This is a genomic window from Actinomadura keratinilytica, assembly GCF_039539665.1.
Lineage (GTDB): Bacteria > Actinomycetota > Actinomycetes > Streptosporangiales > Streptosporangiaceae > Spirillospora > Spirillospora keratinilytica.
The window spans coordinates 1-10,847 of record NZ_BAABDO010000169.1 but is presented as its reverse complement, the minus strand read 5'-3'; the positions used below and the strand labels follow the sequence as shown (position 1 = coordinate 10,847).

Here is a 10,847-nt window from a genome sequence, read left to right as displayed (position 1 = left end):
GCTGGGCGCCGTCGCCGCACGCGCCGCGTACGCGGCCGCGACCCGGCGGCCCCCGGGGCTGGGCGGCAAGCCCGGAGCCGAGGTGTGGGGCCGCACCAACCACCGCGGCGAACCGGTCACCCTGCTGGAGGGCCCCGCGTTCGTGGCGGGCGCCGCCGCCGGCGGGCTGCTCACCCCCGGGCTCGGCGGCCGGATGCGCGCCGCGGCCCGGCTGGCGGGCGCGGCCTCGGGCGTGCTCGGCGGCTACGACGACGTGGCGGGCACGACGTCCTCGCGCGGGTTCAAGGGGCACCTGGGCGCGCTGGCGCGCGGCGAGGTCACCAGCGGCGCGGTGAAGATCCTCGGCATCGGCGCCACCGGCCTGGCCGCCGCCGCGGTGGTCGGCTCGCCCGCGCCGACCCGCACCGGACGCGCGTTCGACACCCTCGTCAACGGCGCGCTCATCGCCGGGTCCGCCAACCTGATGAACCTGTTCGACCTGCGCCCCGGCCGCGCCATCAAGGTCGGCCTGCTCACCGGCGCGCCGCTGGCGGCGACCGGGTCGCGCGCGGTGGTGGCCGCCCCGCTGGGCGCCGCCGTCGCGCTGCTGCCCGAGGACCTGGGGGAGCGCGCCATGCTCGGCGACACCGGCGCCAACGCGCTGGGCGCGCTGCTCGGCCTGGCCGCCACCCGCCTGGGCCGCGGCCCCCGCCTGGCCGTGCTCGCCGGGGTGGCCGGGCTCAACATCGCCAGCGAGTTCGTCAGCTTCACCAAGGTCATCCAGCGGACGCCGGCGTTGAACTGGCTCGACATGCTCGGCCGCCGCCCCGTCGCGCCCCCGGCCGCGGGCCCGCAGCCGAGCGCCCCCGTGCCGGCGCAGCCCGGCCCCGCCGACTCCGCGCACACCGCCGACCCGGCGCCCTGACCCGCACCGCGGCCGTCCGCCCCGACGCGACGGCGCACCCCGCCCGGACACCCGACGACGACCCCGCGCGCCCCCGCACCGCACCCCGGCCCCGGGCGCACCCGGACAGACGTGACACAGACCCCACCGGCACCGGACACCGTGACCTCACCACTGCGCCGCCTCACCGGCGGCCTGGCGGGCGCCGCCGTCGTCATCGGCGTCATCACCGTGCTGTCGCGGCTGGCGGGGTTCGGCCGCACCTACGCCTTCTCCCAGACCGTCACCACGTCCTGCCTGAGCCAGGCGTACTTCACCGCCACCCAGCTGCCCAGCATCGTGTACGAGATCGTCGCGGGCGGGGCGCTGGCCAGCATGGTGGTGCCGGTGCTGGCGGGCCCCGCCGAGAGCGGCGACCGCGAGCGGGTGCGGCGCACCGCCTCGGCGCTGGTCACCTGGATCGTGCTGACGATGGTGCCGCTGGCGCTGGCGCTGGCGCTGCTGGCCCGCCCGATCATGCACCTGCTGGTCGGGGACGACCTGGCGGGCTGCTCGCGGGCCGGGATCATCGGCGTCGGCGGCGACATGCTGGCGATCATGTCGTCGCAGATGGTGATGTACGGGCTGGCGGTGGTGCTGTACGGGGTGCTGCAGTCGCACAAGCGGTTCGTCGCGCCCGCGCTGGCGCCGCTGATGTCCAGCCTGGTGGTGATCGGCGCGTACCTGGCGTACGCGCCGCTGGGCCGCGGCTACGAGAACGACCTGGCCCGCCTTCCGGCGTCGGCGGAGCTGACGCTGGCGGTCGGCACCGCGTGCGGCGGCGTGGCCATGGCCGCGACCGCCGGGTTCGCCGTGCGGCGGCTGCGGCTCGGCCTGCGGCCCGCACTGCGGTTCCCCGAGGGCGTCGCGCCCCAGGTGCGGCGGCTGGCGGTGGCGGGACTGGCGACGGTGGTGGCGCAGCAGCTGTCGGCGCTGCTGGTGGTGACGCTGAGCTACCGCGGCACCGGCGGCGCCCTGGCGAACTACCAGTACGCCTGGGCCGTCTACCTGCTGCCCTGGGCGATCCTCGCGGTGCCGATCGCCACCAGCGCGTTCCCCAGGCTGTCGGCGCAGGCGCACGAGGGCCGGCGGGAGGAGTTCGACCGCATCACCGCCTCCACCACGCGCGCGGTGGTGCTGGTGTCGTGCGCGGGCGCGGCCGTGCTGGCGGCGGTGGCGCTGCCCGCGTCCGTGGTGTTCAACCCCGGCCGCGCCGACCAGCAGGAGGTGCTGGCCCGAGCGGTGCTGGCCTTCGCCCCGGGCCTGCTGGGGTACGGGCTGGTGGCGCACCTGGGGCGGGTGCTGTTCGCCTGCCGCCGCGGCCGGGCCGGCGCGGCGGCGACCGTCACCGGGTGGGGGCTGGTGATGGTCGCGGACGTGGCGTTGGTGATGTCGGTGGAACGGCAGTGGGTGGTGGCGGCGCTCGGACTGGGCAACACCGTCGGGATGACCGTGGCGGGGGCGCTGCTGCTGGGCGTGCTGCTGAAGGCCCGGGGGCGCGCGGCGGTGCAGGGTGTGCCGCGCGCGCTTGCCGCCGGGGTCGCGGGGGGCGCCGCCGGGGGCGCGGCCGGATACGCCGTGGCCGCGCTGCTCGGCACGGGCGGGCAGCTGTGGAGCGTCGGCGTCGCGGTGCCCGCCGCGGCCGCCGCCGCCGTGGTGTTCTTGATGATCGCATTCGTGGTCGACGGCCGGGACCTGCGGGCCGTCCTCAGCCGGAGGGGCACGCGAGGATGACTGACGAGATGGGTGCCGAGAAGGTGGACGGGATGCGCGTGGCGCTGGTGCTGGCGACCAGCGCGGGCGGCGTGGGACGGCATGTGCGGTACGTGGCCGCCGGTCTGGTGGAGCGCGGCGCCCGCGTCGCGGTGTGCGGGCCGGCCTCGACCGAGGAGCAGTTCGGGTTCGGCCGGGTCGGGGCGCGGTTCGCCGCCGTCGACATCGCCGACCGGCCGCGCCCGGTCAACTACGCCCGCGCCGTGGCGCGGCTGCGCCGCCTGCCGCGCGGCGCGGACGTCGTGCACGCGCACGGGCTGCGCGCCGGCGGCCTGGCCGTGGCGGCGTGCGCGCGCGTCGCCCCCGAGCCGCTGCGGTTCGCGCAGGGCAGGCCGCCCGTCGTGGTGACCCTGCACAACGCCGTCACCGCGGGCGGGAAGACGGCCGCGGTGTACGGGGCGCTGGAACGCGTCGTCGCCAAGGGGGCGGCGATGGTGCTGGGCGTGTCGCCCGACCTGGAGGAGCGCATGCGCGAGCTCGGGGCGCGCCACGTCGAGCACGCGCTGGTGCCCGCGCCCGCGCCCAGGAGGCGCCCGGGGCCGCAGACGCGCACCGAGCTGCGCGCCGAACTGGGGGTGGAGGAGCGGCCGCTGATCGTCACGGTCGGGCGGCTGGCCGAGCAGAAGGGCCTGGGGACGCTGCTGGACGCGGCCGCCGGATGGGCGCGCCGCACCCCGCCGCCCCTGGTGGCGATCGTGGGCGCCGGTCCCCTGGAGGACGAGCTGCGCGCGCGGATCGAGGCCGAGAACCTGCCGGTGCGGCTGCTGGGCCGGCGGTCGGACGTCCCGGAGCTGCTGGTGGCGGCCGACGTGGCGGTGGTGCCGAGCGTGTGGGAGGGCCAGCCGCTGGTCGTGCAGGAGATCCTGCGGGCCGGGCGCCCCCTGGTCGCCACGCGCGTCGGCGGCATCCCGCTGCTGATCGGCGCGCCGTCCAGCGGGCAGCGCGAGGCGGCGGTCCTGGTGCCGCCGCGGGACGCGGCCGCGCTGGAACGGGCCGTGGCCCGGGTGCTGGACGACCCGGCGCTCGCCGTGCGGCTGGGCGCGGCCGCCGCGCAGCGCGCCACGTCGCTGCCGACCGAGGACGACGCGGTGGACCAGCTCGCGGGCGTCTACACCCGTCTGGCACACACCCGGCACGCCCTTTGACGCACGCCCCGGCGGGCGAGTTCGGATTTTTCGCGCCGAAGTTGGACTGAGTGGGAGCCGCCCGGGTAGGCTGCGTGGCCGGTGGAGGGGAGTATCCCCGCGCGCGGGCTTTCCGTCAGCACGGCCGGCAAAGGCGCCGACCCGGGACCCGCGGTCCGCTCCGTGGAACGGGCGGGAGAGACCTCCGGCGTTGAGTCATGCCCTGGTGCGGGAAAGGGCCCGCACCCCAGGACCGACGCCGGACGGTGCGCTGTCATGCGGTGTGCTGTCACGGCGTCGCGCACGCCGGAGGATTACCGCGTTGAACGTCGCCCCATGGGTGTGGATCCTGACCGTTGTCGGGCTGTCCGCGATCATCGTCATCGACCTGTTCCTGATCAACCGCGGGCGGAACAGGGAGTTCACCACCCGCCGGGCCGCCTTCTGGTCCGCCTTCTACCTCGGCCTGGCCGCGCTGTTCGGCGCGGCCGTGTGGTACTTCGCCGGCGGCCGGTACGCCGGCGAGTACTTCGGCGGGTTCGTCACCGAGAAGAGCCTCAGCGTCGACAACCTGTTCGTCTTCATGGTGATCCTCACCCGGTTCGCCGTGCCCCGGCACGCCCAGCACACCGTCCTGATGGCCGGGATCGTCATCGCGCTGGTGCTGCGCGGCGCCTTCATCGCCGCCGGCACCGCCGCGCTCAACACCTTCACCTGGGTCTTCTTCCTGTTCGGCGCGTTCCTGCTGTGGACCGCGCTCGGCCTGGTCCGCGGCGGCGACGAGGAGGAGGTCAAGGAGAACGCGCTGCTGCGCTGGGCCAAGCGGGTGGTGCCCACCACCGGCGAGTACGACGGCGACCGGATGCTGACCCGCCGGAACGGCCGCCGCATGTTCACCCCGCTGTTCATCGTCATGATCGCGATCGGGACCACCGACGTGCTGTTCGCGGTGGACTCCATCCCGGCGATCTTCGGGCTGACCACCGAGCCGTACCTGGTGTTCACCGCCAACGCCTTCGCCCTGATGGGCCTGGTGCAGCTGTACTTCCTCATCGGAGGCCTGGCCGACCGGCTGGTCTACCTGTCCTACGGGCTGGCGTTCATCCTCGGGTTCATCGGCGTCAAGCTGATCCTGCACGCGCTGCACGAGTACGGGGCGCACTGGGCGCCCGACATCTCGATCGGGCTGTCCCTGGCGGTCATCGGCACCACCCTGGCGGTCACCACCGCGGCCAGCCTGGCGGCCGGACGCCGCGGCCGGGACGGGACGGCCGTGGCGGGCGGTAAGGCGGCGGACGAGACGGCCGAGGCCGCGGGGGCCGCGGCCGGGCGGCCGCAGGGGGCGCCGGACGTTCCCTAGAACCGGTCCCAATTCCCGAATCGTGTTCTAGAATCGGGTCGGCAGGGCTCCGAGAGAAGGTGACGCATGGCCATCGGGCTGACCGAAGAGCATGAGGCACTCGCCGAGTCGGTACGCGGCTTCGCCGAACGCGCCGTCCCGCAGGCGGTGGTACGCGCCGCACTGGAGGCCGACGAGGAGACCAGGCCCGCCTTCTGGCCGGCCCTGGCCGAACAGGGTCTGCTGGGCCTGCACCTCCCCGAGGAGCACGGCGGGCAGGGGTACGGGCTGCTGGAGCTGGCGGTCGCCCTGGAGGAACTGGGCCGCGCCGCCGCGCCCGGCCCGTACCTGCCGACCGTGCTGGCGGCCGCCGCGATCAACGCCTCCGGCAACGCCAAGGCCCGCGGCGAGCTGCTGCCCGACCTGGCCGGCGGAACCCGCACGGCCGCGCTGGCGACGGCCGGGGAGCTGACCGACGTCCGCGACGGCGGCGGGCTGGTGGTCAGCGGCGCCGCCGACCCGGTGCTGGGCGCCGCCCTCGCCGACGTGGTCTGCCGGTGCACGGCGGCGACGCCGAGGAGTGGGTCGCCGTGGACGCCGCCGCACTGGCCGTCACGCCGCTGCCCAGCCTCGACCGCGTCCGCCGGGTCGCCCGGGTCGAGGCCGACGGCGTGACCGTGCCCGCCGACCGGGTGCTGGACGGCCTGACCGGCGGGCGCGTGCGCGACCTGGCCGCCGTGCTGCTGGGCGCCGAGGCGGCCGGCGTCGCGTCCTGGTGCGTCACCACCGCCGCCGAGTACGCCAAGGTGCGCGAGCAGTTCGGCCGCCCGATCGGGCAGTTCCAGGGCGTCAAGCACAAGGCCGCGCGCATGCTGATCGCCCTGGAGCAGGCCCGCGCCGCCGTCTGGGACGGCGCCCGCGCCCTGGACGAGGGGGCGCAGGAGGCCGACTTCGCCGCCGCCGTCACCGGCGTCATCGCGCTGGACGCCGCGGTGCAGACCGCTCGCGACGCCATCCAGATCCTCGGCGGGATCGGCTTCACCTGGGAGCACGACGCGCACGTCTACCTGCGCCGCGCCCTGACGCTGCGGACGCTGGCGGGCCCGGCCAAGCGGTGGGCCGCCGTCGTCGCCGAACGCGCCCTGGCCGGCGGCCGCCGCCCCGTCGAGCTGGAGCTGGACGAGGAGACCCGGCCGCTGCGCGAACGCATCCGCGCCGAGGTCGCCGAGCTGGCCGCCGTCACCGACCGGGACGAGCGCAACCGCCGCATGGGCGACGAGGGCTGGACCGCCCCGCACCTGCCCCGCCCCTGGGGCCGCGGCGCGGGACCGGTCGAGCAGATCCTCATCCAGCAGGAGCTGCGCCGCGCCGGCGTCAAGCCGCCGAACCTGGTGATCGGCGCGTGGCTGGTGCCGTCGCTGGTGGCCTACGGCACCGAGGAGCAGAAGCAGCGCTTCCTGCGCCCCACGCTGCGCGGCGAGCTGGTGTGGTGCCAGCTGTTCAGCGAGCCGGGCGCCGGCTCGGACCTGGCGTCGCTGTCGATGCGGGCCGAGCGCGTCGAGGGCGGCTGGCGGCTGACCGGCCAGAAGATCTGGACGTCGGTGGCGCAGCACGCGCAGTGGGGCTTCTGCCTGGCCCGCACCGATCCGGACGCGCCCAAGCACGACGGCATCACCTACTTCCTCGTCGACATGAAGTCCGCGGGCGTGGACGTGCGGCCGCTGCGCGAGCTCACCGGCGACGCCCTGTTCAACGAGGTGTTCCTGGACGAGGTGTTCGTCCCCGACGAGTGCGTGGTCGGCGAGGTCGGCAAGGGCTGGCAGGTCGCCCGCAACACCCTCAGCAACGAGCGGGTGTCGCTGTCGACCGGCGGCGGCCTGGGCATGGGCGTGCCGGAGCTGCTGAAGTTCTTCGCCGACCGCGAACCGGACCCGGTCGCCCTCGCCGAGGTCGGCGGGCTGGTCGCGCAGGGCCAGTCGATCGACCTGCTCGGCCTGCGCGCCACCCTCAAGCAGCTCAACGGGGTCGAGCCGGGCGCCGAGTCCAGCGTGCGCAAGCTGCTGGGCGTGCAGTTCAACCAGCAGGTCGCCGACTACTGCTGGGAGGCGCAGGGCCCCGCGGCCGCCACCGAGGTGCCGCTGACCGAGAGCGGCATCGTGGGGCGGGCCATGCTGTTCAGCCGCGCCATGACGATCTACGGCGGGACGACCGAGGTGCAGCTCAACATCATCGGCGAGCGGCTGCTCGGCCTGCCCCGCGACCCCGAACCCGGCAAGTGACCTCTCGCCGCCGCGCGGCGTGCCCGCCCCCGCGCCCGCGGCGAGCGCGGGCTCACAGGCGGGGGCGCAGCGCGTGCGCGACGTTGATCAGGACGATCGCCGTCCACACGGTCAGCAGGCCGGGCATTCCCGCGTTGACCACCCCGATCGCGCTCAGCGGGATCGCGGCCAGCAGGGACGCCACGACCAGCGTGACGCTGGGCACGTCGGCCGGGCGCGCCGCCCATCCGGCCGCCCGCCCGGCCGCGCGGCGGGCGGGGCGGGGGCCCAGCCGGGCGTCGAGGGCCTGCTCGATGCGGTCCACGACCGCCTCGGCGAAGGCCGCGTCGTAGTCGGGGCCGAGCTCGCGGCGGGCCGCCAGCGCCGCGGCCAGGTCGTCACGTGGCAGATCGTCGCGCGGTCGGCCGTTGCCAGGCAGGGCGCTGCCGGGCGGACCGGCGGCGGACGGCGCGCCGTGCGGCGGGCGAGGAGTGGACATGCTCCGGTTATACGAGGCCGGACGCGCGCACCGCGTCACCCGTGGGTGCCAGACGCCGCCTACCCCCCGGGAGTGACGCCCTGCGTGAGGCTACCAGCCGGTAAACTGCCGACCCCCGAGATCTTCCGGAGGTCCCCGTGAGAATCCGGGCTCGCTCGACCGTCCCCCTGGCGGGTCTGGCCGCCGCGGCCGCGCTCGCCCTCACCGCCTGCGGCGGCGACGGCAAGGACGGCGCGCACGCGGGCGGCGCCGCGACGGCGACCAGCCTGCCCCCCGTGCCGAAGGTGTCGCCCGGGCAGGTCCGGCCGCTGGTCGGCCGCTGGGTCGGGCCCGCCAAGGACTACTTCGTCTTCAAGGCCGACGGCACCGGCGCCTGGAAGCGCGGCGACCAGACGCTGTGGAGCGGGCAGGCCATCCCCGAGGGCGACGGCAGGTTCCGGTTCTCCTGGCAGGGCGGCGACCCGCAGTCGGGCACCTATTGGGGCGTCCGGCTCGCCCAGGACGGGCGCTCGCTGGTGTTCGCCGGCACCAACCAGACCTACACGAAGGCCAAGGGATGACACGCGACACCGCGCCGGACACCGGGGGCCGGGCGTTCGGCTCGCCCGCCGACGTCGCCGAGCGGCTGGCCGGCACCGGCTACCTGGCCGACGACGCCATCGCCACCACCGTCTATCTCGCGCAGGAGCTCGGCAAGCCCCTGCTGGTGGAGGGCCCGGCCGGGGTCGGCAAGACGCAGCTGGCCAAGGCCGTCGCCGCCGCCACCGGCGCCGAGCTGATCCGCCTGCAGTGCTACGAAGGCCTGGACGAGGCCCGCGCCCTGTACGAGTTCAACTACAAAAAGCAGCTGCTGGCGATCCAGGCCGCGCCCGCCGACCGCACCTGGCGCGAGACGCACGACGACATCTTCACCGAGGAGTTCCTGCTGGAGCGGCCGCTGCTGGCGGCGATCCGCCGCGACGGCCCCACGGTGCTGCTCGTCGACGAGGCCGACAAGGCCGACGTGGAGGTCGAGGGCCTGCTGCTGGAGGTCCTGTCGGACTTCCAGGTGACCATCCCCGAGCTGGGCACCGTCACCGCCGTCCGCCGCCCCTTCGTGGTGATCACCTCCAACGCCGCCCGGGAGCTGTCGGAGGCCCTCAAACGGCGCTGCCTGTACCTGCACCTGGACTACCCGGCGCCGGAGCGCGAACTGCAGATCGTCCTGGCCCAGGTGCCGGACGTGCGGGAGCGGCTGGCCGAGCAGCTGGTGCGGACCGTCGCCGCGCTGCGCGCCCTGGAGATCAAGAAGGCGCCGTCCATCGCCGAGACCGTCGACTGGGCCCGCACCCTGCTCGCCCTCGGCGTGGACGAGCTGGACGGCGCCGCCGTGGCGCGCACCCTCGGCGTCGTCCTCAAGCACGTGTCCGACCAGGAGCGCGCCGTCAAGGAACTGGGCCTGGGAGGCTGACGGCGATGGCGTCCTCGCTGCTGGACCGGCACACCCGGTTCGTGGCGGCGCTGCGCGAGGCCGGGCTGCCGGTGTCGGTGGCCGAGGGCCTGGACGCGGTGCGCGCCACCGGGCTGGTCGATCTGGCCGACCGGGAGGCGCTGCGCGCCGCCTACGCCGCCACGCTCGTCAAGCGCCCGGCGCACCGGCCCGCCTTCGACCTGCTGTTCGACCTGTGGTTCCCGCCCGTGCTCGGCGACGGCGCCGCCGCCCCGCCGCGTCCGGCCGAGCCCCGCGACCCCGGTGCGCGCCGTGTGCCGCCCGCCCTCGACCCGCGGGTGCAGGAGCGCCGCGAGGAGCTGTTCCAGCTGCTGCTGACCGGCGACGAGCCGGGGCTGCGGCGGTTCGCGCGCGACGCCGTCGCCGAGTACGGCCGCGCCCCCGGCCAGGAGTCGTGGTTCTCCTCCGGCGTGCTGAGCGCGCTGTCGCCCGAGACGCTGATGGCGCGGCTGCTGAGCGCCGTGCTCACCGGACGGGACCGGGGCGGCATGGCCGAGCAGGTCGCCCGCCGCACGTTCGGCGACCGCATCGACCGGTTCCGCGCCCTGGTCGGCGCCGAGGTCCGCCGCCGCATCGCCGAGGACACCGGGGTCGAGCGCACCGCCCGCCTGTCGGTGCGGCCGCCGCTGGAGCGGCTGGACTTCGGCCGCGCCGGCCGCGCCGACCTGGCCGCGATGCGCCGCCAGGTGCACCCGCTGGCCCGGCGCCTGGCCACCCGCCTCGCCCAGCGGCAGCGCATGGGCCGGCGCGGGCGGCTGGACTTCCGGCGCACCGTCCGCGCCTCGCTGGCCAGCGGGGGAGTGCCGCTGGACACCCTGCACCGGCCGCGCCGCCCGCACCGCCCCGAGCTGGTCGTCCTGTGCGACGCCAGCGACTCGGTGTCGGCGTTCGCGCACTTCACGCTGCTGCTGACGTTCGCGCTGCGCGAGCAGTTCACCAAGGTGCGGGCGTTCGCGTTCATCGACGGCGTCGATGAGATCACGAAGTACTTCGCGCCGGGCGCCGACGTGGTGGACGCGATGGCCCGCATGGCCCGCGAGGCCGACCTGGTCTGGATCACCGGCCGCAGCAACTACGGGCACGCCCTGCGGGCGTTCGAGGAGCGCTACGGCGACGCGGTCGGCCCGCGCACCGCGCTGCTGATCCTCGGCGACGCCCGCTCCAACCACGGCGAGCTGTCGCTGCCCGTGCTGCGCGACCTGGCCGGGCGGGCCCGGCACGCGTACTGGCTCAACCCCGAGCCGCGCGCCCAGTGGGACACCGGCGACTCGGCCGCCTCCCGCTACGGCGAGGTCGTCCCCATGTACGAGTGCCGCAACCTCGCCCAGCTCGCCGAGTTCATCGAGCGGCTGGCCTAGACGCGTCGCAGCGGGGCGGGCGCGTCACGGCGCCCGCGGCGCGGGGCGTTCGCGGATGGCCGCGGCCGCCGCCGCGCCGGCGGCC

At 76.0% G+C, this 10,847-nt stretch carries 8 protein-coding genes and 1 pseudogene; 8 read left to right on the top strand and 1 reads right to left on the bottom strand.

Translation table 11 applies throughout. The features are described from left to right. The first annotated feature begins 1 nt into the window (after window position 1). The 5 genes and pseudogenes from ABD879_RS30440 (at window position 2) to ABD879_RS30420 (ending at window position 7,437) form a co-directional block, all read left to right on the top strand. Window positions 2-904 (top strand): hypothetical protein, encoded by a 903-nt coding sequence (locus ABD879_RS30440; RefSeq protein ID WP_345025184.1) that lies wholly within the window; start codon window positions 2-4, stop codon window positions 902-904. 141 nt (window positions 905-1,045) lie between these two features. Beyond that, window positions 1,046-2,656 (top strand): murein biosynthesis integral membrane protein MurJ, encoded by a 1,611-nt coding sequence (gene murJ / locus ABD879_RS30435; protein WP_345025183.1) that lies wholly within the window; start codon window positions 1,046-1,048, stop codon window positions 2,654-2,656. Continuing rightward, window positions 2,653-3,840, top strand: a complete 1,188-nt coding sequence (locus ABD879_RS30430; protein WP_345025181.1) for a glycosyltransferase — start codon at window positions 2,653-2,655, stop codon at window positions 3,838-3,840. Before murJ ends, ABD879_RS30430 begins: the two co-directional genes overlap by 4 nt. A gap of 301 nt (window positions 3,841-4,141) precedes the next feature. Next, window positions 4,142-5,179: a TerC family protein gene (locus tag ABD879_RS30425; RefSeq protein WP_345025180.1), complete on the top strand. Its 1,038-nt coding sequence runs from the start codon at window positions 4,142-4,144 to the stop codon at window positions 5,177-5,179. 66 nt (window positions 5,180-5,245) lie between these two features. Next, window positions 5,246-7,437 (top strand): annotated as a pseudogene (locus ABD879_RS30420) (acyl-CoA dehydrogenase family protein). A 52-nt stretch (window positions 7,438-7,489) separates the two neighbouring features. Here the strand turns inward: ABD879_RS30420 and ABD879_RS30415 are convergent. Continuing rightward, window positions 7,490-7,915 (bottom strand): hypothetical protein, encoded by a 426-nt coding sequence (locus ABD879_RS30415; RefSeq protein ID WP_345025179.1) that lies wholly within the window; start codon window positions 7,913-7,915, stop codon window positions 7,490-7,492. 137 nt (window positions 7,916-8,052) lie between these two features. Here ABD879_RS30415 and ABD879_RS30410 point away from each other — a divergent pair, with 137 nt between their 5' ends. The 3 genes from ABD879_RS30410 to ABD879_RS30400 are packed head-to-tail and all read left to right on the top strand — an operon-like array spanning window position 8,053 to window position 10,762. Next, the gene (locus tag ABD879_RS30410; protein ID WP_345025178.1) at window positions 8,053-8,475 is read left to right on the top strand and encodes a hypothetical protein; all 423 of its coding nucleotides are present in this window, start codon (window positions 8,053-8,055) and stop codon (window positions 8,473-8,475) included. Further along, complete coding sequence (locus ABD879_RS30405) at window positions 8,472-9,365, top strand: AAA family ATPase (RefSeq protein WP_345025177.1); 894 nt, start codon at window positions 8,472-8,474, stop codon at window positions 9,363-9,365. The genes ABD879_RS30410 and ABD879_RS30405 overlap by 4 nt, the downstream gene beginning before the upstream one ends. Before the next feature lie 5 nt (window positions 9,366-9,370). Continuing rightward, complete coding sequence (locus tag ABD879_RS30400) at window positions 9,371-10,762, top strand: vWA domain-containing protein (protein ID WP_345025175.1); 1,392 nt, start codon at window positions 9,371-9,373, stop codon at window positions 10,760-10,762. Window positions 10,763-10,847 lie beyond the last annotated feature (85 nt).

Bases quoted from the DNA above. Each gene is read 5' to 3' on its own strand.
- ABD879_RS30430 (WP_345025181.1), top strand. From the start codon at position 2,653: ATGACTGACGAGATGGGTGCCGAGAAGGTGGACGGGATGCGCGTGGCG.
- ABD879_RS30415 (WP_345025179.1), bottom strand. From the start codon at position 7,915: ATGTCCACTCCTCGCCCGCCGCACGGCGCGCCGTCCGCCGCCGGTCCG.
- ABD879_RS30405 (WP_345025177.1), top strand. From the start codon at position 8,472: ATGACACGCGACACCGCGCCGGACACCGGGGGCCGGGCGTTCGGCTCG.
- ABD879_RS30400 (WP_345025175.1), top strand. From the start codon at position 9,371: ATGGCGTCCTCGCTGCTGGACCGGCACACCCGGTTCGTGGCGGCGCTG.